The sequence below is a fragment of the Bacillus pretiosus genome (assembly GCF_052947655.1).
Map to the genome: position 1 here is coordinate 2461897 of NZ_CM129593.1, position 25752 is coordinate 2487648.

24 protein-coding genes, 1 riboswitch and 1 other annotated feature are annotated in these 25752 nt (G+C 32.2%); of the genes, 20 read left to right on the forward strand and 4 right to left on the reverse strand.

Annotated features, from left to right (window positions below; genetic code table 11):
• The first annotated feature begins 397 nt into the window (after nt 1–397).
• Nucleotides 398–1876 carry a UDP-N-acetylmuramoyl-L-alanyl-D-glutamate--2,6-diaminopimelate ligase gene (locus ACU8YW_RS12520; RefSeq protein ID WP_088610539.1) on the forward strand — a complete coding sequence of 493 codons (1479 nt, stop codon included), beginning with the start codon at nt 398–400 and terminating at the stop codon, nt 1874–1876.
• A gap of 154 nt (nt 1877–2030) precedes the next feature.
• On the opposite strand, the gene ACU8YW_RS12525 is transcribed toward ACU8YW_RS12520, so the two are convergent.
• Entirely contained in the window at nt 2031–2732 is a 702-nt protein-coding gene (locus tag ACU8YW_RS12525; RefSeq protein ID WP_088610538.1) for a class I SAM-dependent methyltransferase, read from the reverse strand.
• Between the two features lie 231 nt (nt 2733–2963).
• On the opposite strand from ACU8YW_RS12525, the gene ACU8YW_RS12530 reads away from it, so the two are divergent.
• Entirely contained in the window at nt 2964–3134 is a 171-nt protein-coding gene (locus ACU8YW_RS12530; RefSeq protein ID WP_426934566.1) for a DUF2197 domain-containing protein, read from the forward strand.
• Between the two features lie 66 nt (nt 3135–3200).
• Nucleotides 3201–3457: a binding site (T-box leader), on the forward strand.
• Nucleotides 3458–3540: 83 nt separating this feature from the next.
• The gene (lysS, locus tag ACU8YW_RS12535; RefSeq protein ID WP_088610537.1) at nt 3541–5097 is read left to right on the forward strand and encodes a lysine--tRNA ligase; all 1557 of its coding nucleotides are present in this window, start codon (nt 3541–3543) and stop codon (nt 5095–5097) included.
• Nucleotides 5098–5157: 60 nt separating this feature from the next.
• Here lysS and ACU8YW_RS12540 read toward each other — a convergent pair whose 3' ends face one another.
• Entirely contained in the window at nt 5158–5586 is a 429-nt protein-coding gene (locus tag ACU8YW_RS12540; protein ID WP_088063554.1) for a cell wall hydrolase, read from the reverse strand.
• Between the two features lie 156 nt (nt 5587–5742).
• Between ACU8YW_RS12540 and ACU8YW_RS12545 the strand changes: the two genes are divergently transcribed.
• The 3 genes from ACU8YW_RS12545 to ACU8YW_RS12555 all read left to right on the forward strand — a co-directional run bounded on the left by ACU8YW_RS12545 (nt 5743) and on the right by ACU8YW_RS12555 (nt 8471).
• Nucleotides 5743–6657, forward strand: coding sequence for an acetamidase/formamidase family protein (locus tag ACU8YW_RS12545; RefSeq protein WP_088063555.1), 915 nt, complete (start codon nt 5743–5745; stop codon nt 6655–6657).
• Between the two features lie 126 nt (nt 6658–6783).
• On the forward strand, nt 6784–7491 hold the full coding sequence (locus tag ACU8YW_RS12550) for a response regulator transcription factor (RefSeq protein WP_088063556.1): 708 nt from the start codon (nt 6784–6786) through the stop codon (nt 7489–7491).
• Complete coding sequence (locus tag ACU8YW_RS12555) at nt 7488–8471, forward strand: sensor histidine kinase (protein ID WP_088122203.1); 984 nt, start codon at nt 7488–7490, stop codon at nt 8469–8471. The genes ACU8YW_RS12550 and ACU8YW_RS12555 overlap by 4 nt, the downstream gene beginning before the upstream one ends.
• Nucleotides 8472–8872: 401 nt before the next feature.
• On the opposite strand, the gene ACU8YW_RS12560 is transcribed toward ACU8YW_RS12555, so the two are convergent.
• Complete coding sequence (locus ACU8YW_RS12560; RefSeq protein ID WP_088063558.1) at nt 8873–9499, reverse strand: DUF6518 family protein; 627 nt, start codon at nt 9497–9499, stop codon at nt 8873–8875.
• A gap of 561 nt (nt 9500–10060) precedes the next feature.
• On the opposite strand from ACU8YW_RS12560, the gene abc-f reads away from it, so the two are divergent.
• The 6 genes from abc-f to ACU8YW_RS12590 all read left to right on the forward strand — a co-directional run bounded on the left by abc-f (nt 10061) and on the right by ACU8YW_RS12590 (nt 16910).
• Complete coding sequence (gene abc-f, locus ACU8YW_RS12565; protein ID WP_088063924.1) at nt 10061–11689, forward strand: ribosomal protection-like ABC-F family protein; 1629 nt, start codon at nt 10061–10063, stop codon at nt 11687–11689.
• Nucleotides 11690–11710: 21 nt separating this feature from the next.
• Entirely contained in the window at nt 11711–12304 is a 594-nt protein-coding gene (locus tag ACU8YW_RS12570) for a GNAT family N-acetyltransferase (protein ID WP_088063559.1), read from the forward strand.
• Between the two features lie 376 nt (nt 12305–12680).
• Nucleotides 12681–13181 carry a DUF3267 domain-containing protein gene (locus tag ACU8YW_RS12575; RefSeq protein ID WP_088063560.1) on the forward strand — a complete coding sequence of 167 codons (501 nt, stop codon included), beginning with the start codon at nt 12681–12683 and terminating at the stop codon, nt 13179–13181.
• A gap of 309 nt (nt 13182–13490) precedes the next feature.
• Nucleotides 13491–14261: an ABC transporter ATP-binding protein gene (locus ACU8YW_RS12580; RefSeq protein ID WP_262720142.1), complete on the forward strand. Its 771-nt coding sequence runs from the start codon at nt 13491–13493 to the stop codon at nt 14259–14261.
• Entirely contained in the window at nt 14236–16170 is a 1935-nt protein-coding gene (locus ACU8YW_RS12585; RefSeq protein WP_048547088.1) for an ABC transporter permease, read from the forward strand. The genes ACU8YW_RS12580 and ACU8YW_RS12585 overlap by 26 nt, the downstream gene beginning before the upstream one ends.
• 68 nt (nt 16171–16238) lie before the next feature.
• Nucleotides 16239–16910 carry a lipoprotein BA_5634 family protein gene (locus tag ACU8YW_RS12590; protein ID WP_142291748.1) on the forward strand — a complete coding sequence of 224 codons (672 nt, stop codon included), beginning with the start codon at nt 16239–16241 and terminating at the stop codon, nt 16908–16910.
• 75 nt (nt 16911–16985) lie between these two features.
• On the opposite strand, the gene ACU8YW_RS12595 is transcribed toward ACU8YW_RS12590, so the two are convergent.
• Nucleotides 16986–17327 carry a DUF3914 domain-containing protein gene (locus ACU8YW_RS12595; protein ID WP_048560973.1) on the reverse strand — a complete coding sequence of 114 codons (342 nt, stop codon included), beginning with the start codon at nt 17325–17327 and terminating at the stop codon, nt 16986–16988.
• 267 nt (nt 17328–17594) lie between these two features.
• Between ACU8YW_RS12595 and ACU8YW_RS12600 the strand changes: the two genes are divergently transcribed.
• The 8 genes from ACU8YW_RS12600 to ACU8YW_RS12635 all read left to right on the forward strand — a co-directional run bounded on the left by ACU8YW_RS12600 (nt 17595) and on the right by ACU8YW_RS12635 (nt 25313).
• Nucleotides 17595–18836, forward strand: coding sequence for an esterase/lipase family protein (locus ACU8YW_RS12600; protein ID WP_426934565.1), 1242 nt, complete (start codon nt 17595–17597; stop codon nt 18834–18836).
• Nucleotides 18837–18923: 87 nt separating this feature from the next.
• The gene (locus ACU8YW_RS12605; RefSeq protein ID WP_088063565.1) at nt 18924–19967 is read left to right on the forward strand and encodes a homoserine dehydrogenase; all 1044 of its coding nucleotides are present in this window, start codon (nt 18924–18926) and stop codon (nt 19965–19967) included.
• Nucleotides 19968–20127: 160 nt separating this feature from the next.
• A complete protein-coding gene (pdxR, locus tag ACU8YW_RS12610; protein WP_046959518.1) occupies nt 20128–21576 on the forward strand; it encodes a MocR-like pyridoxine biosynthesis transcription factor PdxR in 1449 nt (482 codons plus the stop codon).
• Nucleotides 21577–21580: 4 nt separating this feature from the next.
• Entirely contained in the window at nt 21581–22495 is a 915-nt protein-coding gene (ddlB, locus tag ACU8YW_RS12615) for a D-alanine--D-alanine ligase (protein ID WP_088063566.1), read from the forward strand.
• 72 nt (nt 22496–22567) lie between these two features.
• A riboswitch (TPP riboswitch) is annotated at nt 22568–22673 on the forward strand.
• Nucleotides 22674–22795: 122 nt separating this feature from the next.
• Nucleotides 22796–23485 (forward strand): thiaminase II, encoded by a 690-nt coding sequence (tenA, locus tag ACU8YW_RS12620; RefSeq protein ID WP_088063567.1) that lies wholly within the window; start codon nt 22796–22798, stop codon nt 23483–23485.
• Between the two features lie 278 nt (nt 23486–23763).
• Nucleotides 23764–24096 carry a heterocycloanthracin/sonorensin family bacteriocin gene (locus ACU8YW_RS12625; RefSeq protein WP_088063568.1) on the forward strand — a complete coding sequence of 111 codons (333 nt, stop codon included), beginning with the start codon at nt 23764–23766 and terminating at the stop codon, nt 24094–24096.
• A gap of 368 nt (nt 24097–24464) precedes the next feature.
• Nucleotides 24465–24944 carry a homoserine dehydrogenase gene (locus tag ACU8YW_RS12630; RefSeq protein ID WP_176549881.1) on the forward strand — a complete coding sequence of 160 codons (480 nt, stop codon included), beginning with the start codon at nt 24465–24467 and terminating at the stop codon, nt 24942–24944.
• Between the two features lie 243 nt (nt 24945–25187).
• Nucleotides 25188–25313 (forward strand): hypothetical protein, encoded by a 126-nt coding sequence (locus ACU8YW_RS12635; protein WP_255258668.1) that lies wholly within the window; start codon nt 25188–25190, stop codon nt 25311–25313.
• The last annotated feature ends 439 nt before the right edge of the window (nt 25314–25752 follow it).

Sequence of the window (25752 nt, forward strand, 5' to 3'; positions counted from 1 at the left end):
CCCCACTGATTATTAGTTGAACCAATCGGACTTTTATGGGCAGTTGATCCCCCACCTAACTTCTTTGCTTTCGCTGAATTTTGAGGTGGGGGTCTTACTGCCCATTAAAGCGGGATAAAAGTTATTAACAATTACTAAAGATGTTTATATATTGATTATGCACAAATAAAAAGGACAAGCATATAATATAATTACCTATTAATTTTAAGTAACCTTAACTTTCTTTAATAGGGTATCTCAAAATCCCCAAAAAGAGTACTTGCGGAAACAAGTGCTCTTTTATTTTTTTGTTTATTAAAGATGATTATATTGCGTTCAACTAATATGGAATTTAAAACCATAAACTTTGAATAAAATGGTAAAATTAATAGGAGGATGTATAAAGGGGGACGGGGATTTGAAACTTAAAGAACTGGCGAATTTATTTTTGATTAAAGAAATCGTTGGGGATATGGATGTAGAAATTACGGGCTTAGAAATGGATTCTAGAAAAATAACTAGTGGAAATCTATTTATATGTGTATCAGGTATTGATGGTTTTCTTGAAGATCGGCATCAATTTGTTGAAGATGCAGTAAAAAATGGCGCTGTGGCGTTAATTGTAGAAAGAGATGTAAATATTGAAATACCTAAAATAATTGTTAATGATGCACGATACGCTATGGCAGTTATTGCGTCACATTTCTATGGTTACCCGTCTAATAAAATGAAGCTAATTGGAATTACAGGAACAAATGGTAAAACAACCACTTCCTATTTACTTGAAAAAATTTTAACTGATTATGGATTTCAAACAGGGCTTATGGGGAATAACGGAGTGAAAGTTGGTTCGAAATGGTATCCTACTGATATTAATACACAAGAACCTCCAACGCTTCAACGGAATTTGCAAATGATGAAAAATCAAAATGTAGATTATTGTGTTATGGAAGTTACTTCACAAGGGTTACATATGGAGAGAGTTAAAGGATGTAACTTTAAAACTGCTGTTTTCACAAATTTAACGCAAGATCATTTGGATTATCACGGAACATTTCAGGAATATAAGCACGTAAAAGGTCTTCTTTTTTCAAGATTAGGAAATGATTTTTCTACTATAGATCAAAAAATTGCTATTTTGAATGCAGATGATCCATCGGTAGAATACTTTAAAAAAGTTACTTCTGCTGAAGTGATCACATATGGGATACATAATGGAGCAGATGTTCAAGCGAAGAGCATAACTTTAAGTTCAAAAGGAATTCAGTTTTTAGTTTCTTCCTTTAATGGAGAAATAGAAATCAATCTAAATCTAGTAGGCCGCTTTAATGTCTATAATGCATTAGCAGCAATAACAGCTGCATTGGTTGAAGGTATTCCGCTTACAAACATTAGTGACAGCTTATGTAACTTAAAGAGCATTGAAGGTAGAATGGAAATTATAGACGAAAACCAAGATTTCCTTGTAATAGTGGACTACGCTCATACACCGGATGCGTTAGAAAATGTCCTCTCTACAATTAGCGAGTTTTCAAAAGGTAAAATCATTACTGTTTTCGGTTGCGGTGGAGATAGAGACGCAAAAAAACGATCTATAATGGGTGGAATTGCTGGAAGTTATAGCGATTTTGTTTTTATTACTTCTGACAATCCACGTTCGGAAGACCCGAAGGCAATAATTAAAGATATTGAAAAAGGATTTTCACAGAATAATAATTTGAATTATAAAATAGAAGTAGATCGTGAACTAGCTATAAATCATGCAATACACATGGCATCTACTAATGATATTGTTTTGATTGCAGGGAAGGGGCATGAAACGTATCAAATTTTAAAAGATTCAACTATTCATTTTGATGATAAAGAAAAAGCTCGACAAGCAATTATTAATAAATGAATGAATTCAATTAATAGCTAAATAGTATTTCTAATAAAAATAATGTTTTAAATGAAGTTAAAACTAATAACGAAGCAATTTTCCAAGGATTTACAATTGAAAGGTAAGGGTGTTTCTATGAATATATGAGGAAAAAACCTTACCTTTTATAGTTTTATTTCTGAAAAACAAATGTTATAGCATTTGTTTTTAATTGAATGTGTCTTTCGTTTCGGACTATATTATAAGCTAATTCTTTTATTTCAATTTCTATTTCTTGCCATTCTTTATAAATGCTTTTTAATAGATGTAGCATATCTTCAGTGGGAAGATTAATTTCAATTAAAGCAACTAATTCTTCATTCGTATGTAAGTCAATTTCTTGTATGTTCGAGTTAATAATGAAACAATTGATACCACCAATCTTTGTACCTTTTTTCATAGAATGGAGCACTTTTTTAAAATCTTCTTCTGATTGAACATGCTCTAAACTTGATACTGCAACGATATAATTATAAGTGTTAGGGGCAATATAGTAGTTTTCAATAGCTGCTTGTTCTGTTTTTATGACTTCAAATACATCATGTTCTTTGCTGTAAGTTTGTAATTTTGTTAAAGCGGAATCAAGTAAGTCCACACATGTAACAGTGCCGCTAGCATTTTTTATTTTTTGTGCAATTGGAATACTATTTCTACCAACGCCAGAGCCGAGGTCAAGTACTTGTAAGTTAGTTTGTCCTTCAAAGTAATCCATCAAGTCCAGAACTGTTTTAACCGGTTTATAAAGCCAAGAACCAGTTTCAAATAGTTTGTATTGTTCATAGCAAAGGTCATGATATTTCCTTTCTTCGTTTCTTATGTAATCGATACGGTTCATATAGTTTCAGCTCCAATATTTTCATTCCAACATGGTCCTTCAGCTAAACTTGCTTTAGCATCTAAAACCAATTCTATATTACTGATCAAGATGTTCACCTCAACTTATAAGATATTTATATAATTCGATAAGAATGAAGGTAAACCTTTTAGTCAGAGGATATTAAGATTTGTACTATAGAAAACTGATTTTCTTAAGTGATTAAAAAAATGTATAAACATGGAGAGGAAAATGCATATGATGTTTTATGAAATTGTTTGCTTTTCTTGCAAAAATGTATTTCGTGTTTACGAAGGTAGTGAAAAATATAACCGATTTAAAGAGAAACCGAAAGGAACATATTGTTGCGATGAGTGTAGCCACAAAATTCAATTAGAAGCGATAAAGCATTTATTTAGATAGAGTTTTTATTCGAAAAAGTTTGACAATAAAGGTGTTATAAATTATCATATGAAAAAACTAATATTTAAAATGGCATGGAAGAGAAGAGTAGTTAAGAAAGAATACGTACAGAGAGCTCTGGTAGCTGAGAAAGAGCGGTATACAGCTTGACGAAAAAAGGCTTGGAGCTGCGCAAGGAACTAATTTGTTTAGGGATGGTGCGACGGATTCTCCCGTTATAGAGATAGGGTATACGCATATTTTGCCGTACCTGAAGAGGTTAATATGGCGACATATTAACAAACTGAGGTGGTACCGCGAAGCTAATAACTCTCGTCCTCAAGATGAATAATCTTGGGGGTGGGAGTTTTTTTATTGCATAAAACTGAAAGTGTGAAAATAAAAAATCAATTGAGGTGAGTAATATATGTATTGGGCGTATGAAGTAGCACATGAATTAATAAGAAAACATCCAAATAAAGAAACTTTTGTTTGCGCATCTGGAATAAGTCCATCTGGTTCTATTCATATCGGGAACTTTCGCGAAATAATAACGACTTATTTCGTTGTAAGAGCACTTCAAGATTTAGGGAAAAAGACTCGTTTTATATTTTCATGGGATGATTATGATAGGTTTAGAAAAGTTCCTAAAAATATTGATCCATCTTTTGCAAAATATATTGGTATGCCATACTGTGATATTCCAGATCCATATGGCTGTCATAACTCCTATGCAGAGCATTTTGAAAAAGAGTTTGAGAAATCGCTTCAAGTATTTGGGGTTGAAGTGGAATTCATATATCAACATGCTGAATATAGAAGTGGAAGATATAACAAAAACATATTAGAGGCTTTATATAAAAGAAAAGAAATATATGATATTTTAATGAGTTTTAAAATAGGAGAGTGTAGTGAAGAAGAGCGAGAGAGCTTTTATCCAGTCACATTATATTGTGAGAAATGCGGGAAAGATGCAACAACGATTACACATTTTGATGAAGTATTAAAAACAGTACGATATAAATGTGAATGCGGAAATCAAACTGAATTATCGGTATTAAATACAAATAAAATGAAACTGAATTGGAAAATCGATTGGCCGATGAGATGGATGATAGAGGATGTTATTTTTGAACCGGGCGGAAGAGATCATTCTTCGGAAACGGGTAGTTATAATGTATCAAAGGAAATTGCAATGAAAATATTTAATCGTGAAGCTCCTCATTATGTTGCTTATGATTTCATTAGAATTAAAGGGAATCATGAAAAAATGTCAAGTTCTTCAGGGAATAGTATTACACCTAATGATTTGTTAAAAGTATATTTACCAGAAGTGATTCTTTTTATGTTTGCTAAATATAGACCAAACGCAGCTTTTCATATCGGTCTTGATGAAGATGTGATTCGCAATTATACAGAATATGAACGATTGAAAGAAAGTTATGAGAATAAAACGCTCAAAAATGAAGATTTATTTGATGCAATTAAACTTTCTAGAGTTGATAGCAGAATTAAAGAATATCCGAAATTTAATCAAGTAGCAGGAACGTTACCGCTATTAAATTTTGATTCATCTATTTTACAAGGTATATTAGAAAAAATAGATAGGAATTATGCATTAGAGGATATGATAGCGATAAGCAAACGTGCAGAGTATTGGGTTAGAAACTTTCAAACTGAAAAATTAATTGCTGTAAATCAAGAGAGAAATATAGAGTTTTACAACACATTAGATGAAAAGCAGAAAGAGTGGCTAGTAGAAGCTTGCACCATACTTCTTCGTTCTAACAAAGATTACTCTAACTTAATGGAACAATTGTATTCGATTTGTCATCATGAAAATAAAAAAATAATGAAAGAAAATCAAAAACAATTATTTATTATTATATATAGGCTCATTATAAATCAGTCTAGCGGCCCACGTATACCGTTATTAATACATGTAGTAGGCATTGAAAAATTCATCACATTATTAGATTTCTAAAAAATAAAGGAAACGCAAGTACTCAGAGATCTAAGCTAAGTACTTGCGTTTCATATTTTGCTACCGTGAATACATTTTCGGACATTCATCACCACGTGGTTCATAAAAACAATGGCTTTTAAATTGCCCGACAAATGGCTGGTTATACCATTCAGGTGGACAAACACCAACTGGACGGAAATACCAAAGAGCCCAACGTGCTGGCCAGCGCCATTCACCTTGTAAAACTTTTCTTGCGATGTCTTTTTCTGAATCACGCGCGCGTTGATAAAAATATCCGTATTGCACTGCTTCAAATCCGCCAGGGCTTTGATATACTGCATCACGTACAGTTCGAAGTTGTTTAAAATCTAAGCAATCACAAAATACACGATTTACTACTACGCAACCAACAAGTTGTTCACCTTGTCGACCTTCTCCTTCAGCTTCAGCACGAATTAAACGAGCTAGTAAATCAACATCGCTTTCGTTATATGGAATAAGGGGCATAGTGCTACCACCTTTCTTTACCTGTTATAGTAAAGAGTGTATGTATGAAAATAAGCTAGGTGCTTTTCTATATGTAAATTTATTAATTTTTCAAAGGAGCTTTTGTGAAAAAAGCTAATTAGTAATTGTAGACTAATATAAAAGGGGAGAGATAAAATGTATCGAATTCATAAAGACCATATTATTTACGCAATGTCACCAGAAAACAAACCATGTATGGAAGTAGAAATTGGGAGTCGTCTTGTATTTGAAACATATGATTGCTTTGAAAATCAAATTGATTCTGAAGATGTTGCGTTTCAAGAATTAGATTGGAACCGAATTAATCCAGCGACTGGACCTGTATATATCATTGGTGCAGAACCTGGTGATATATTAGTTGTTAAGATTGAAAAGATAAAAATTGCAGAGCAAGGTGTTTTAACTACAGGTACGAATCTTGGTGTAATGGGTGAAGAGCTAAATGAAAATACCGTGAAAATTGTCCCGATACATAATGAACATGTTTTATTTTCAAATGAACTGCAAATCCCGATTAATCCAATGATTGGTGTAATTGGTACTGCGCCGAAAGAAGAGAGCATTTCATGTGGCACACCGCATGATCACGGCGGGAATATGGATTGTAAAGAAATAAAAGAAGGGACAACATTATTATTACCTGTAAATGTTCCTGGTGCTCTATTAGCATTAGGCGATTTACACGCAGCGATGGGGGATGGTGAAATTGGTGTTAGTGGAGTAGAGGTTGCTGGTGAGGTGACGGTAACTGTTCAGATTATAAAAGGAAAGAAATGGCCACTACCAATGGCGATCCAAAAAGAAAAACTTATGACGATTGCTTCAGAGAAATTGTTAGATGATGCAGCGAATCGCGCTGTACGTAATATGGTGACATTTTTACATGAAGAATTAGAAATGTCTAAAGCTGATGCAACACTTTTATTATCAGCTGCCGGTGATTTAAAAGTATGCCAAGTTGTGGATCCGCTGAAGACTGCTCGGATGGAATTAGGTATGAATTATGTGGAGAAACTGGGGTTTACTTTGAGTGAATTTCATATTAAATAAGAATAATAACAGAAGGATGCTTTTGTATAAAAGTATCCTTTTTTGATTTACGGATTATATAAAAAAAGGTAGTATTTATTTTATATAATTGAATATAAGATTGTGGATCGAAAAAGGAGTAAACACATGGTTAAAATTATGATTGTAGAAGACGATATGAAAATTGCAGAACTATTATCAACACATGTCGCGAAATACGGGTATGAAGGAATTATTGTATCGGATTTTCAAAATGTATTAAACATTTTTTTAGAAGAACAACCAGAGTTAGTTTTATTAGATATTAATTTACCAAGTTTTGATGGGTACTATTGGTGTCGTCAAATTCGAGGAGTTTCTACATGTCCGATATTATTTATTTCGGCTCGTGAAGGCACAATGGATCAAGTTATGGCGCTAGAAAACGGTGGCGATGATTTCATTTCAAAGCCATTCCATTACGAAGTTGTAATGGCTAAAATTCGTAGTCATTTAAGACGTGCTTACGGAGATTATGCACCAAAAGTAGAAGAACGGATGGTTGAGCAACAAGGTCTTTGTTTATATCCCGAAAGGCTTGTATTGAAGCTTAAGAATCAAGAAATTGATATAACGAGAAATGAAGCTATTTTATTAGAAATGTTAATGAAAAATTATCCGCGTGTTGTGGGTAGAGAAGTGTTATTAAATAAATTATGGGATAGTGAATCTTATGTTGATGATAATACATTGAGTGTAAATACAACTCGTGTGCGTAAAAAGTTAAAAACATTACAGATTGAAGATGCAATTGAAACGATTCGTAGTGTCGGTTATAGATTACATATTACTTGGGATAATGGTATAGAGAAATGATAAAATTATTTATTCGTGATCATATACCGCTCATTTGTTTTACAATAATTCAGCTACTAGTCATATTTCTTGTATATTGGTTTGACGGGCATAAACATATTGCAACGGCATTATATGCAATGTTTTTAGGCGTCTTTTTTATGGTAGGTTATTTAGTATTTCGTTACTTTACTCATCGTACGTTCTATGAAAGATTAGCAAATCCGATGCATTCTTTGGATGATTCTGTTCAAAAATCAGATTTTGCAGTTTTATCTACTGCACTTCAGGACTTACTTGAGGTGCAATATCGACATTATCAAAATCAGCTGCAAATACAAGAGAGAAAAAATAATGATCATTTAACCTTTATGAACCAGTGGATACATCAAATGAAAACACCTTTATCTGTAATAGAATTAATTACACAAGATGAAGTCGATCCGCGGTTTGAAAGTATTAATGAGGAAACAGATAGGCTAAAAAAGGGATTAGAGATGGCTCTATATGTCGCACGTTTAGAAGCATTTACGCAAGATTTTTATGTAGAAAGAGTACAACTACATAAAATAGTGAATGATTCTGTTCATGAACATAAACGCTTCTTTATCCGAAATTTTGTGTATCCAGAGCTTAAAATCGATAAAGACATTATTGTAGAAAGTGATGCGAAATGGTTACAATTTTTAATTGGACAAATACTATCGAATGCAATTAAATATTCTTCAGGTAGTAGAGAAAAGATTAAAGTGAAAGCTTGTAAGGAAGATAATAACGTTATACTTGAAATTGCCGATAATGGCGTAGGGATACCGAAGCAAGATTTACCTAGAGTATTTAAACCTTTCTTTACAGGGGAAAATGGTAGAGATTTTAAAGAGTCAACTGGAATGGGGCTATATCTTGTATATGAAATTACAAAACAATTAGGACATAGTGTAGAAATCCATTCAGAAGTTGGTAAAGGTACGGTTGTACGAATTATATTTTTTAATGTGTAAATAAGTGATTTAGGCTAAAGAACTTTGAAGATAAGTTTTTTAGCCTTATTTTATCCCGCTTTAATGGGCAGTAAGACCCCACTTCAAAATTCAGCGAAAGCAAAGAAGTTAGGTGGGGGATTAACTATCTATTAAGGTTTCACTTTATATCGAGTATATGAAATGGTAAAAGATCATATTAGTATGTATAATGACACACTAATAAATACGATTGTTAAATTAGAAGGATTTAATATAAAGCTGATGAATAGTTTTTGTAAGAAAAAAGCCATCTCTTTGAAAGAGACAGCTTCATGAATCCATCCTATGAATAAGTGTATCAACATTAATAAGTATAATGTTTGAATTCGTGATATGTATTATGGATTATAATAGAATGAGTCTTTTGTTTTTCCATGATATTAAGCAAACAAACTTAATAATTTATATCCAATTAATCCTAAAATAGTGATAGGAACCATCATTAAGAAAGAAGAAATTCGATTAGCATTAGAGCGTTCTAATACAAGAATCAAGATAATCCCGACTATCACTTCGGTATATCCAACAGGTAACATGTGACTATAGTCTTCAAAATGTAAAAGAATGTGAAGTCCATCTGTTACAAAAACTCCACTAATAAGCGCGCTTCCGAATTTATGAAGTGGATTTGTAGTATCTTTCCATAGAAAACCTGCAATTCCAAAGATAGTTCCTCCTATACATGCACATACAATCCATACAGATATAAAATAAATAGAGTGAGCTACATTTTTAATAACTATTGCATAACCATAGTAGCCTAATATCATGCCGAGTAGCGCAAGGATGCCAGAAAGTATAGCTGTACGTTTAGAATAACTCAAGCTAGCCACGAAAAAGGATGGAACTAACCAAACGCTTCCTAGGTTAACTAATGAATTCCAATTTCCTGGAAGTATACCTTGCCCCAATTTAGTTAGTATACCAACAATTACTCCTACTATAATCGGGATGAGAACGATCCTTAAAATAATATTTGATTTTGTAATTTTTAATGTTTTGTCCATAAATTCAATCCTTATATTAATATTTTCTGTAAACATATAATATCTTATTATAGGAGAGTAATCAATAAAAATTTATCGAAAAACAATAAGATATTATTGGATAACGAATAACATATAATTAATCATAAATTTATATAAAAATTATATAAGAGGGGGTACTTAGGGTTTTACTTTTTGGGGAAATATAAAGCAAGTAGTACAATAAATGCTGTTTGTTCAAAATGAATTTAAGAAATGATAAATAGCCCTTGAAGAAAGCAAACTTTATAATAGCACATATAATTGCATTTACTCATACAGTACTATCATGGTACAATATGGTTACTAACGACGGAAAGGAATGATGGGTGGACGATGATTAACTAATCTTATTTTTAAATGTTGAAATTCAATAAATTTCAATTTCTAAAAAATAGGATTAGTCTGCCCAATTTCCATACAACGGTATTGCTATTTATGTTGTGTAATAGCTTATTTGGGTATAAATATTTTAACGACTAATCCTGCCAAATTTATTTGGGAGGATTTTTTTATTCTCCCTTAATGAAAGGGATCGGTATTATGAAAGAACTATTAAAATTAAATGATGTTTATGTTGAAATAAAGGAAAATACTTTGTTAGAGAAAATGAATGTGACAGTAAAACAAGGGGATGTTATCGGATTAATTGGTAAAAACGGGGCTGGTAAATCAACATTACTTCAATTAATAAATGGGAAGATTGAACCGTCAAAAGGTACAGTTGAATGGCTTCAAATGAATATGACAACTGCATATGTTGAACAAGAAAAAGAATCTTTCGTTAGCAAGGATATGATTGCAAAAGAAGCAGAACTACTTGCGAAATGGGGCGTGCCAACGAATGATTTCCTTACTTTAAGTGGTGGTGAAAAGCTAAAAGTTCGATTAGCAAAAGGGTTTGCCCAAAATCCTAATGTCTTAATATTAGACGAACCGACAAATCATCTAGATGAGATGAGTACGGAATTTCTTATTAAACAAATAAAAAATATGAAAGGTACAGTTATCGTCGTATCACATGATCGATATTTTTTAGATGTTGTTGCGACTAGAATATGGTCAATTGAGGATAAGAAATTAATTGATCATAGCGGGAATTATACGAGTTATATGAAAGCACGTGAACATAAAAGAATGACGCAACAGCGTGAATATGAAAAACAACAAAAGAAAATAGAACAAGTAGAAACACATATAAAAGAATTAAGTTCATGGTCACAAAAGGCACATGCGCAGTCTACAAAACAAGAAGGTGTTAAAGAATTTTATCGTGTAAAGGCGAAGCGAATGGACGCGCAAGTTAAATCGAAACGAAAACGTCTTGAAAAAGAGCTAGAGAAAACGAAAGTAGAACGTGTGAAAGAAGATTATTCAGTTGAATTTTCTATTCAAGCGAGTAAAAAAGTAGGAAAACGTTTCTTAGAAGTAAAACAATTGCGGAAAGAATTTAATAAACGAACATTATTTGAAAACGTTAATTTTACAATTCAGCACGGTGAGAAGGTTGCGATTATTGGACCGAATGGTAGTGGGAAAACAACGTTACTAAAGATGATTATGGGAACAGAAACTGCTGAAGGAGAAGTATGGATTTCACCATCAGCAAACATTGGTTATTTAACACAAGAAGTATTTGATTTACCACTTGATAAAACACCAGAAGATTTATTTTATAAAGAGTCATTTGAAGAAAGAGGGAAAGTTCAAAATTTAATGAAACATTTAGGTTTTCAAGCTTCTCAATGGAAAGAGCCGATTGAGTATATGAGTATGGGGGAACGAGTAAAATGTAAGCTTATGGCTTATATTTTAGATGAAAAAGATGTACTTATTTTAGATGAACCGACGAATCACCTTGATCTGCCATCACGTGAACAGCTTGAAAACACATTAGCTGAGTATAATGGAACACTTGTTATCGTTTCTCACGATCGATATTTTTTGGAGAAAACAACTACGGCAAAACTTGTGTTTGTAAACAATACGATACAAAAGCAGCTCGAAGAACCTACGAAAACAAGAGATGAAATTGAAGAGCTACGTTTAACGTTAGAAACAGAAAGACAAGAAGTATTAGGGAAATTAAGCTTTTTAACTCCTAAAGACAAAGAATATAAAGAACTAGATGAACGGTTTATGGAACTTACGAAGCAGATTAAGGCGCTTTAACGTAAGTAAGGGGGATTAGACATGGGAGAAGAGGGTTTGACTAAGCTATTTAAAATAGATTGTGGTGATATATACCTACAAGAGTTTACGGTCAAAGATGCAGAAAGTATTTATAAAATAGCAAATCAACCGGACATAGAAAAGTTTTTACCGGACTGGAAATCAACGAAAGAACAACGAGTTAATTGGGTTACAAATTATGAAATACCAGAAAATAAAGCATTTCTTAATGCAGTGAGAACTACGACTAACATAGATGATCACATATTAAGACTAGGAATATTTAAGAAAACGACAAATGAATTTGTTGGATGGTGCTGCACAAGTATGAAAGATGAGCTTCCTGCACCGAATAGAGAAATTATGTATGCTGTTTCAAGTGAATATCATAATAATGGATATGCAACGAAAGCAACTAAAGGACTGATTGACTATTTGTTTAAAAATACAAATGTGGATGTCCTTAACGCAATTGCATTAATAAACAACGCACCATCAAATAAGGTCATTGAAAAATGTAGATTTACTTATTTGGGTCAACAGATGATAGAAAATCAAATTTATAATCATTATGTATTGAGTAAATCCGAATGGATAAAAAATAGCGCTCTTTAAAAGGAGCGAAAATGTAATGAAATCATTAAAAAGCTTAGAGCTAAAGTTCTAAGCTTTTTTGCATTGTGTGCTTTTCACCGAAAACAGATGTATTAAGTTGTACATGCAAGAACCATTTTATAAACAACATATTTGAAAAGGGATTTGGAATATTTTGTCGAAAGTGTTTATTTGTGAAAACACTAAATTTTCACTCTAATAATTCTGTAAATGAATTACCTTAAGCTTTAATAAAAGCATAAAGGGAACAAGGAGTTTGTATCTAAAATTAACGGTTAAGTGTTAGTGGATTACATTTTTTAAAAGTATGAAATAGTTTAAACGAGGGAGGAGAAAGCTTATTATACTTTGGTTTCGTGACTTACCACAAATAAGTATGGATTTGTCAGAATGGACTCCTTTTATACAAAATGATTGGCACCGAAAATATTATATGAAGTTTGTATATGTACTTCAAATCATTATTTTTCTAATACCGTATTATTTTGGAGCAAGTTTCACTCATATTAATATATTTTATCTTATCATTTTAGGTATTTTAGTCTTCATCATTCATGAATATCTACACGTTATTGTTATAAATAAAATGGGGGATATTAGCTTAACTTGCAGCGGAATATTTTTTTGGTTAAATACAAATGCAATTCTATCCAAAACGCGTTTTTGGATCTTTATGAGTTTACCTATTATTGTACTATCGGTCATTCCTGGCATTATATCATCTTTTGTATCAGGCAATTTTAAGTCAATCTTATTATTTGTATGTTGGATAAACGCAATAATTTCTGCTTCAGACATATACAATTCTTTGTTAATTGCGATCAAACCGAAGCAATCAATTTTTTGTAGAGGGTATTATAAAGTGAAAAAGAATTAAAATGGTGACGCAAAAACATTTCAATTAAAAGCGTTAGTTAAAAATATAATTTTGGGAAGGAAAAGACCGATAAAGCAATCGGTCTTTTCTCATTTTTATAATAAAGGTTTGATATACAATTGTATTTCCTATCACTATACAATTATTATAAGATAGTTATGTGTTAATTTTAATTTGTATATAGTATTATTAGCAGTTTTTTTAGAAATCTTACAAGCGTGTAAGATAAATGAAAGATGAATCAATATGAGCTATAAGAGAATTCATTTACACTCTATTGTGAGAAGTGCAAATGAAGGGAGAATAGAAATGGAAATTTTACATGCGAAAAATATTAGTAAAGTATATAAAGGGAAAATACCTTTTAAAGCATTAGTAGATATTGATTTATCAATTCAAAAAGGTGAATTTATAGGGATTATGGGGCCATCCGGTAGCGGGAAAACAACGTTATTAAATATGGTATCTACTATCGACTCTCCGACATCGGGAGAAATAGTAATAAATGGTACAAATCCTTTCCACTTATCATCAGAAGATTTAGCTTTATTCCGTAGGAAACAATTAGGATTTGTTTTCCAATCATTTAATTTACTTAGCACGCTTACAGTGAAGGAAAATATCGTATTGCCGATGACATTAGATGGCGTTTCTGTGCAAGAAATGAACAAATGCGTACAAGAAATCGCAGAGAAATTAAATATTACAGATATATTGAATAAAAGAACGTTTGAAATATCAGGAGGCCAAGCTCAAAGAACAGCAATTGCTCGTGCAATTGTTCATAAGCCGCAATTATTACTTGCAGACGAACCAACAGGGAATTTAGATTCTAAATCTTCAAATGATGTAATGGAGATGTTAGATACTCTAAATAAGGAAGAAAAAGCTACGATGATGTTAGTGACTCATGATCCGTATGCAGCGAGTTTTTGCAGCCGAGTAATTTTTATTAAAGATGGTCAACTATATAACGAAATTTATCGTGGTGAAAGCAGGCAAGCATTTTATCAAAAGATTATGGATGTCCTTTCTTTGTTAGGAGGGAAAAGGCATGACTTTTCGTCAATTCGCATTTAATAATATTTTTCGTAATAAGCGTACATATGCTGCCCATTTTTTAAGTAGTGCATTTTCTATAATGATTTTCTTTACGTATGCTCTTTTATTATTCCATCCTGATTTACAGGGGGAGTTGAAATCGACAAGTAAAACAATAAGTACATTTGGTACATTGGGATTTGAAGTTTCTCAAGGTTTGATTTTTGTCTTTTCATTCTTCTTCATTCTATATTCAGTGAGTTCGTTTTTAAAAACGCGTAAGAAAGAATTTGGCATTTTAATGATGCAAGGTATGTCAATGAGACAGCTTAAGAAGTTATTGTTAATTGAAAATATGTTAATTGGACTTGGTTCAATTTGTATAGGGGTTCTTATTGGACTTATATTTTCTAAACTAGTTTTATTAATAAGTGCCAGTGTATTAATGATTAGTAACGGCTTACCTTTTTATATGCCAGTAAAGGCGGTATTATTAACTGGCATCACGTTTCTATTCTTATTTTTAATTGTTTCGCTAGTTACTTTTAAAATGATAAAAGTAACAGAACTTGTGGAACTTATTCAAGCAGGGGAAAAGCCAAAGCCTGAACCGAAATCGTCAATTTTATTATCAATTTTTTCTTTATTTAGTATAGGATATGGCTATATTTTAGTATTTCGCTTTATCCCAAGTTATAGTTTTATTACGCTCGGAATGGGTGTTCTCCTAGTAATTATTGGAACGTACTTTTTATATACACAGTGTAGCGTTTATATATTGCATCTTGTGAAAAGGAGTGAATCTTTCTTTTTAAAGAGAACCAATATATTAACATTTTCAGAATTAATATACCGTATGAAAGATAATGCAACAATGTTTTTTATAGTATCTATTATTTCAGCAGTTGCTTTTACAGCAATTGGCACGACAGCAGCTCTTGGAAACAAAGATTTGGTAAGGATGACAAACCCGTATACATTTCTGTATACAGCTCCTGATAAAAATAAAATAACGGATAAACATCTCTCGATTATAAAAAAACATCTTGCTGATTCTAATATTCCATATCGAATGGCTTCCACTTCAGATATTTATACAGAAAGTAATGTAAATGTAATGAAGTTAAGTGAATATAACGAACTTGCGAGAGCACTCGGGTACCAACAAGAAACGATTGAAAAAGAAGATGAAATGTTATTAATCCCTGGAGTCGTATCACAAAAACAAGAGTTTAAAAATGGTGATTATAAAAAGAATATTGAAGTCATTCAAGGCGATTGGACAAAGACATTTCATGTGAAAAAAACTGTAGATAATTTAGTTTTGCCACACGATACGGAAGGGATTAATATTGCGATTCAAGATCATGTGTATGATGAAATTCCGCTTAATAGTAATCTAGATTTTGAAAATATTATTCAATATCGAACTTATGGATTTGTTGTAGATGATTGGATAAAAACGAAAGAGATTTCAAACCAATTAAGTGACATATTCGATCAAGATCCTAGAGACATACATTTTGAATTTAGAGCACTAACTATAGAGTTGTTAAGTGCAAAACAAACGAATGGGCTATTACTTATGGCAAGTGTTTTAGTTGGAATCGTCTTCTTTACTTTCGCTGCTAGTTTTATTTATTTCCGGTTATATACTGATTTGGACCGCGATCAGCAGCAATATAAGATGATTTCGAAAATGGGATTAAGTAAACGAGAGTTGAAAAAAGTTGTAACAAGACAATTAGTATTAATGTTCTTCTTACCGATTATAGTTGCAGTGATTCATACTGTGGTCGCTTATATGGCATTACAACAATTAGTCGATTTTTCTATTATGAATAGCTCTATCATAATTTTAATTTCATTTATATGTATACAAGTTTTATATTTCTTTATAACTCGTTGGCGTTACTTACAAAAGCTTTATAAAACTATGGAACAGTAGAGAATATCAGCAAGTAAGATTGTAGAAAAGCATGTAAAAAAACAATTTGAGTTATGAAAGGAACTGTGATGAAAAAACCACTCTCTATTTTCATATTAAGTATATTAATTTTAATAAGTTTAAGTGCATGCTCTAAAAATGAAAACAGATTTCCAGCTAACGGCGTATTAATCATTGGAGATGAGAATCATACTTCAACAATTATGAATCGTTATAAGGAAAATACGAAAGAACATGAAGTTTTTTCGGTGAAAACAGGTAGATTTGACCAAAAAAGGGTTTTGATATTAAATGAATCTACTGCAAAAGCGATGATTAAAGCAAAAATTTTTCGTAAAAGAGATCATTCATCTCATTCTAAACCTTTAGATACGTTACCGAGTTTTCCAAAAGAAAGTTCACTATTATTTATAAATGAAGAAGAAAAGAATATAAAAAGTATTGAAATAGAAGGAAAAGTGATACCAGTTACATATGATAGTGATGCTTGGCTTGGTAATAATCGAAATTATGGAACACTATGGTATGTAATTGTGGCGAGCAATAGTGTATATAAAGAAATACAGGCAAATGAAACAAAAATGCAACTTCTTCATCTGAAAGAATCTTTAGGTGACGAAAAACCTAAAATGTCGACAGATAATACATTGACTAATGAATATGTAAAAGTAAGAAAGTTAATTAAAGATTTTGAGGAAGAAGTATCAGTTCAATTTGTCACGATTGGAGAAAAATCATAAAAAAGAGTTCAAGGTTGATAGGAATTTTATCAGCCCTGAACTCTTTTTAATTTTAGACCATTTAGATAACATAGTTTACATTACTTCATTTAATCGCGTCTCGCTCGGTTCTTCAATCGCATTTGAATTTTGAACTGAATTATTTTGAGATTCTTTTTCCTTACGAGACCTTTGTAGCATTTCAAGTATGATCCATAAAGGAACACCTTTATCTTTTAACATCTTCCATAAATCTAATTCGTTAAATTTATGCTCAGGTTGTTTCATTTCTTTTTCAGATGAACGAATATCAAATTTGATGGGATCATTTGATTTTTTATCTTCAAGTTTAGTAGAAGAGATAGTATTATGCTCAAGATTAGATGGAGTTATTTTAGTAGGTTGAGATAACGTATGAATATTTAATCCGATTTGCATGCCTTTTCCTCCTCCTTAAGTAATAAAATTAGTTTTCTTATAATTATTAAAGCTATTTAATATAAGGAACCTATATTTAATTATAAATTTAAATAATTAGATTTACAAGTTATATTGTAAAAAGTAATTCCTCACTTGAATTAATATTTATCAACATTTGTGTATGTTTTCTCTATATACAATGTATATAAAATACTTTACATTATGTTTAAGTTAAGAACTCATTTTTAATAGGGAAATGTAAACGTTTTATTAGGGGGAGGAAGCATGGGGAAATTATTTTTAAAAATATGTTTATTCGCAATAGGGACTGTGTTTTTATTCGCAGCAAAAATAACTTACGCTGAAGAGAAACAACAAAATGATTATCCTATCATATTAGTGAATGGATTTGCTGGGTGGGGTAGAGAGGAAATGTTAGGGGTTAAATATTGGGGTGGTGTTCATGATATACAAGAAGATTTAAAAAGAAGTGGCTATACAGTACATACTGCTGCTGTTGGACCAGTTTCTAGTAACTGGGATCGTGCATGTGAATTATATGCGCAAATTAATGGAGGTACAGTAGACTACGGTGCCGCACATGCTGAGAAACATGGACATAATCGTTTTGGTAGAACTTATAGTGGTTTTGCACCGAATTGGAGTGAAACAAATAAAGTTCATTTAGTTGGGCATAGCATGGGCGGACAAACAATTAGAACATTAGTACAGCTATTAAAAGAAGGTAGTTTTGAAGAAAAAAATCATGTGAAAAATCATCCGAACACGAATATATCACCACTATTTGAGGGCAAGAAATCATATGTTCATAGTGTGACAACATTAGCAACTCCTCACAATGGCACGACACTTGCGGATGGTAGTCTTCTACTACCGTTCGTTAAAGATTTACTCATTACAGCTGCAAGTTTTGGAGGGAATAATAATTTATCGTTATATGATTTTAAATTGGATCAATGGGGTATAAAAAAGAATACTGGAGAGTCTTTTTTCCAATATACTGATCGTATTGTAAATAGTTCACTTTGGGAAGATACAAAAGATATAAGTCAATGGGATTTAAGTACAGATGGTGCAAAGGAGCTTAATAATTGGGTAAAAACGCAATCAGATGTGTATTACTTATCATATAGTGGTCATGCATCACAAGCGGCACCTATAACAGGTTTACATCTACCTCATATAACGATGAATAAGGTGTTAATGGGTAATGCGTTTTTCTTAGGTTCCTATGCAAGATATGAAGAAAATCGACCATTAATTGATACTTCTTGGTGGCAAAATGACGGTGTAGTAAATACAAATTCTATGGTCGCGCCCTCATCTAATGCTATTGTAAATAGTAATGAGCATTTACAGATTGGGAAATGGAATCATATTGAAACAAAAGTAAATTGGGACCATCTCGATATGGTAGGACTTAGTGTTTCAGATACGTTAGGTTTTTCTAGCATTCAAGAGTTTTATAGAACAATTGCAGAAAAATTATCAAGATTACCGAAATAGGTAATAATAAAGCGCTCTCGATGGAATTCGAGGGCGCTTTATATTATATTGAAAGAGGGATATGGTAGAAAAATATGGGGGGATATTATGAAAGTTCAAGTTGTATTATCTGGATATGGGACAGTAGGAAGAGAGTTTATAAAATTATTAAATGAAAAATATTTATATATAAATGAATCATATGGAATAGATTTAGTGGTAAGCGCTGTATTAGGTAGAAATGTTGCAATACATAATGAGGATGGATTATCTATTCATCACTTATTAATGTATGGTGGCGGTAGCGCTGCAATTGAAGAATACATTGAACATCATCCAGAGGAACGAGCAACAACTAGCATAAGTGGAACTGTATTAGTAGAATCAACAGTTACAAACCTTAAAGATGGAAATCCAGGAAAACAATATATAAAACAAGCGATTGAGAACCATATGGATATTGTAGCAATTTCAAAAGGCGCACTCGTTACAAACTGGAGAGAAATAAATGAAGCAGCAAAAATCGCAAATGTACGAATTCGATATAGTGGTGCAACTGCGGCGGCATTACCGACACTTGATATTGGTCAATTTAGTTTAGCTGGTTGCCATATTGAAAAAATAGAAGGAATATTAAACGGGACTACAAATTATATCCTTTCGAAAATGAATGAGGAAGATATTACGTTTGAAGAAGCACTGAAAGAAGCGCAAAGTAAAGGAATTGCTGAAACGAACCCAATATTAGATGTAAGTGGTTCTGATAGTGCGTGTAAATTGTTACTTTTGACAAACAGTTTAATGGGAACAGAAAATACGCTTACTGATATACATATAAAGGGTATTGAACATGTTACAAAACAACAAATTCGAAATGCTAAAGAACAAAATAAATATATTAAATTAATAGCTTCAGCATATAAGGATAAGGATGGTAAAGTGGCTCTTCATGTGGAACCGTACGAAATAGATAAAGATCATCCACTAGCAAAAGTAAATGGAACAGAAAAAGGAATTACGTTCTTTACAGATACGATGGGGCAAGTTACTACAATTGGTGGTGCTTCCAATCCACGTGGAGCCGCAGCAGCAGCTTTAAAAGATGTAATTAACTTATACCGCAAAGATTTATCCCTTAGTAATAGGCAGTAAAATGCCTGTTACTAAGGGATAATAATCAGTGGGTGATAATCAGCCCCATTGATTAAAGTTCCACTTTATAAGACCGTACCGCCCTTTATAAAAAATACATATGTAGTGGACCTTTTGAGAATGAAATAAATATGCAAAAATGATTGCAGGGGGTAAGGAATTGTTTAAAGATTTTAAAGTTGTGAAAGATCGTCCCGTTTATATTCAATTGAAAGATTATTTGAAAAAGATGATTATGAAAGGTCATTTGCTCGGGGATCAAAAAATCCCTTCAACTAGGGAACTAAGTGAATTACTAAGTGTGAGCAGAAATACTGTACTCGCTGCTTATGCGGATTTAGAGCAAGAAGGACTCATTTATGCAGTTAAAGGGAAAGGGAATTTTGTAGCGAAGGTTGATATATCGAACACTTCGTCTGTTGAAATAGATTGGAAACATAAACTTAATACAGTTACCTTATTAGCGGATGAATTAGATTTAATGAAACATGGTGTTCGCTGGGAAAAAGGAATGATTGTTTTTAATAGCATTGCTCCGGACGAAAAGCTATTTGATGTGGAAAATTTCAAAAGAGCTTTTCTTACTCGTATGTCCATTGAAGGGGATGTCGTATTAAACTACGGATACGCAAAAGGTTATAGACCTTTAATGAATTATCTACTTCATTATATGGAAATGAAAGGTGTAGATATTTCGAACAAAGATATTTTAATTACAAATGGATTTACAGAAGGATTAGACATCGTGCTATCCTCGTTATCGAAGAAATCAGGGCGGGTTATTTGTGAGAATCCAACTCACCATGCTGCATTGAAGCTTTTCCGTTTACATGGACTTGAAGTTCACGGAATTAATATGAATGAAGATGGCATCGATACGAACGAAGTAGAAAAAAGTTTGCGTGAAAAAGAGTTTGATTTCGCATATTTAATTCCTTCCTATCATAATCCAACCGGTATTGTTACGAGTTCGGAGAAAAGAACGGAACTGATGAGATTATTCTCCAAATATAAGGTTCCTATTATAGAAGATGGATTTAATGAAGAGCTACGTTATTCAGGTTCACACTTAGCACCATTATTAACTTTTGCTGGCGCTGGTAATAATGTAATTTATATTAGTAGCTTTTCAAAGGTACTTTTCCCTGGTTTACGTGTAGGCTGGATCATCGCCGATAAAGAACTGATTCATCATTTAGAAAGTGTAAAAAGAGCAAGAACGATTCACACATCTACGTTAGATCAAGCTGTTCTATTTCAATATTTACATGAAGGATATTTTGAAAAATATTTAAAAAAGGCAAGATCAGTTTATAAGAAGAAATATGAATTAGCTGTTGGGGCGTGTAACGAGTACATTCCGTTTCAAAGAATGACCGGTGATGGTGGACTTCATTTATTTATAGAGTTAGAAGAAAAAATTCATGCCCGCACACTTTTACAAAAGTGTTATGAGCAAGGGGTTACATTTTCTCCAGGAGATGTTTTTTATTCTGATGGAGGAGGAGCGACTACTTTTCGATTAGGATTTTCACGTCTGAAAGAAGAAGAAATAGTTCGTGGAATCAAAATAATCGGTGATACAATAAAAACTGAAATTTGGAGTTGAGGAAATGAGAATTGGCGTTATTATGGGGGGAGTATCCTCTGAAAAACAAGTATCAATTATGACTGGAAATGAAATGATTGCAAATTTAGATAAAAATAAATATGAAATCGTACCAATTACGTTAAATGAAAAAATGGATTTAATCGAAAAAGCGAAAGACATTGATTTTGCGCTGCTTGCATTACACGGAAAATATGGAGAAGATGGGACGGTTCAAGGCACGCTTGAAAGTTTAGGTATTCCATATAGCGGGAGCAATATGTTATCTAGCGGTATATGTATGGACAAAAATATTTCGAAAAAGATTTTACGCTATGAAGGTATAGAAACACCCGATTGGATTGAACTTACAAAAATGGCGGATCTAAATCTTGATGAATTAGAGAAGTTAGGATTTCCGTTAGTGGTAAAACCAAACTCTGGTGGATCAAGTGTTGGGGTAAAGATTGTATATGATAAAGATGAATTAATTTCAATGCTGGAAACTGTGTTTGAATGGGATTCTGAAGTAGTAATAGAGAAGTATATAAAAGGTGATGAGATTACATGTTCAATTTTTGATGGAAAACAGTTACCTATTATTTCAATCCGACATGCAGCTGAGTTCTTTGATTACAATGCAAAATATGATGATGTTAGTACAATTGAAGAAGTTATCGAACTTCCAGGAGAATTGAAGGAACGTGTAAACAAAGCGTCACTGGCTTGTTATAAAGCATTGAAATGCAGCGTTTATGCAAGGGTGGATATGATGGTAAAGGACGGAATTCCATATGTAATGGAGGTTAATACATTACCAGGGATGACACAAGCAAGTTTACTACCGAAAAGTGCAGATGCAGCTGGTATTCATTATAGTAAACTATTAGATATGATTATTGAAACTTCATTAAAAGCAAGAAAAGAAGAAGGATTTTAAGAAGCGCTATCATGAATACTTTTGACAGTAACATGAAGTATGTTATGATGAATACAATACGAAAATTAAATATTTATCCACTAGGGGGGCCTATTATAGGCTGAGATCAAATGAGAATTTGAGACTCTTAGTACCTGATCTGGTTAATACTAGCGTAGGGAAGTGGGAAGACATTACTATTTTATGAATAAATACTGTCAATTTCACTTTCTTTACGTTTGTAAAGAAAGTTTTTTTATTTTACAGATTTAATAACTGTGGGTAAATACTTAAATTTTATACTTTATTGGAGGGATTTAAATGACATTTTCACAATCATTACGTCAAGAAGTAGATTCAATTTGGGAAGCTAGTTTTCATCACCCTTTTGTAAAACAACTTGGTGAAGGAACGTTAGATTTAGCTAGTTTTCGCTATTACGTACTTCAAGATTCATATTATTTGAGTCACTTCGCTAGAGTACAAACTTTAGGAGCTGCAAAAGCACTGGAATTAGAAACGACAGCTCGTATGGCACACCATGCTCAAAATACATACGAGGCGGAATTATCTTTACATGAGAACTTTGCGAAGAAACTAGGGATAACACAAGAAGAGAAAGATAATTTTATCCCTGCTCCAACTGCATACGCTTATACTTCACATATGTATCGTGCTGCGTATGAAGGACATTTAGGCGATATCATTGCAGCAATTTTACCTTGCTATTGGTTGTATTATGAAATTGGGGAGCGTTTAAAAGAATGTCAGCCAGAAGAGCCAATTTATAACGAATGGATTTCTGCTTATGGATCTGATTGGTTCCGTACATTAGTTGAAGAGCAAATTACACGGTTAGATACTATCGCTGAAAAAGTGACAAAGTCTGACCGGAAGCGAATGAAACAGCATTTTATTATTAGTAGTCAATATGAATATTCATTTTGGGAAATGGCTTATACTTTAGAAAAGTGGCCAGTGAATACAGAAGTAGAAGATGTCATTGGATAATGAGTAGGGGTATGGATAATACTTATGTATATGATTTCACAAAAGAAGTATCGCAAAAAGACGCATCAATCTAAGTGCGTCTTTTTTCAATTTATAAAAATGAGCCTATGGAAAAAATAACCTAAAAATAGGTATATGAACAAGGTGCATTATCTAGTGATAGGTCATATTTTGTAGGGGTACGTATTGAACTTAGTTTATAGCGCTATTTCTACTTAGATTTAACGAACAGAAATATAAGAAAGCATTGGAAAAGTTGAAGTTTATAAACGGAGGTAATGAAAATGAATAAGTTTCAACAAGAACTACAAGCGTTAAGCCTTAATGATTACCAATCTGGAAATATTGTGTATTGGGACCAACAAAACCAATATCCATATTACTATATTGAAGATGCTGCTCGTCGCTGTGGCGGTTGTGGTCGTTGTGGAGGTTGTGCAGGTCGCTGTGGTGGATTTCGTTGTGGTGGATTCCGTTGTATTGGTTGCTTCGGTTGTTTTGGTTGTGGAGGTTGTGGAGGTTGTGGCGGCTGTGGTAGTTGTTCTAATTGTTTTAGTGGTTTTAATGGTACTACTGATACAACTGGTACTATTGTAACATATGAATATTGATAAGAGAAAAAAGGAATCCAATAGTGAAGTATTATATAATTTTTATTAAAGAATTTAATAAAAACACATGTAGCATTCAAGTGAAAGAATGATATTTAGATTTTTAGTTGTAAATCAAGATAAGATATATAAAGCAATGACTAGACTTAAAACCTAATCATTGCTTTTTTATATTTTTACCATCAAATAAGGAATCTGTTGCTTCTAGTTAGTGGGTAGCGAAAGCAATTATTACAACTATGTAAGATTAATGTAATGTTAATCGATAGTAAATGAAGATACTTGAGTGTATTTTAAATAAGATTTAAAAGTACTGTTTATTTTTAAAATATTGAGGTAAGTAAAATTCTATTAGGAAGTGTATTAAAATGATTGAACTTAAATCTATTATCCATTCGTACAAACTAAAGAGAAAAATAGCAAGGGATTTATACGGAAACAGAGATGAATTGACACTGTTATTAAATGAATTTAATAAAATGAAACACACAGTAACATGTGAAAAAAAGAAAAATAATATATTATCTCGTTTACAATTAATTTATCAACATATGAAATTAGATAAACGGTATCCTCTTCCAATTACTTTTAATAGTAAATTATTGGATCGATTAGAAAAAGAATCTCTTCATTCTATTGAGGAAGGTATAGCATGTCTACAATTAATGTTAGATATGAATTATGAGAAAATAAAACAATATGGATCGAGTACAAGTAGGTCATTTGTTCCATTATCGCAGTCTTCCATTTGTCTTGCTGATTGTATTTGCATAACTGGATTTGTATTAGGATTACTAGGTGCAATTACATTTGGGGGATTAGTTTTATCTGTATGTTCAATTACATAAAGGTTGATATTTGCAAGAAGGGCACCGACTTAAGGTGTTCTTTTTTAGTTTTATTGTAAATGATAAATATTACATCATTCTTATCGCAACAAAGTAGTTCAGCCCCTAACGGTATGCGTCAAGGTGCTGAAATTTGAGAACCCTTCTTTAATAGATAAATATGATTATCAATCTCTTGCATTATAACACTAGGTTAATTAAATGAGAAACTTAATATTTATATGTAGTTATATAAGTGAGAATGTGAACAAATTTGAATGGGTTATTGCGATTCTAGAGATTGTAAAGCCATACATGGATGAAAAAGATTTTGAGCAAGTAATGTTTAAAACTGTAGTTCTTATGCAAGAGGAAATGGATATTAAATAAAATTGTTATTTCATTGTAAGTAAAAAGAGCACACATATAAGCATGCTCTTCGATAAGAAAGGTAGATCCCTATGAGCGGAGAGACTACATACAATATCGTATGTTCGTTTCTTTTAAATGTGAAGAAAAAGTCAACAAAAGGTCAACGTAAAGTCAATGAAAATTCAATAAAAATACTATTTGGTAAGTACATGTAAAAAAGAGCGCCTTGTAAAGGCACACTTTGTAAAGTTTTTTTCTACTGTCGTGTTTTTTTATAGAGTTGAAAGCTATTATCCCACTTATAAAACTAGGCAGTGGGCTCCAAAAGAAGAACCCCTATCGACCAGTTACTAGGGTGACAGTTAAGAAAAGGAGTGGTACTAAAATAATCATTATAAAAGATATTCTTTGATATGGATTTATATAAAAACGCCCCTTTATAGATATATAGTAGTGT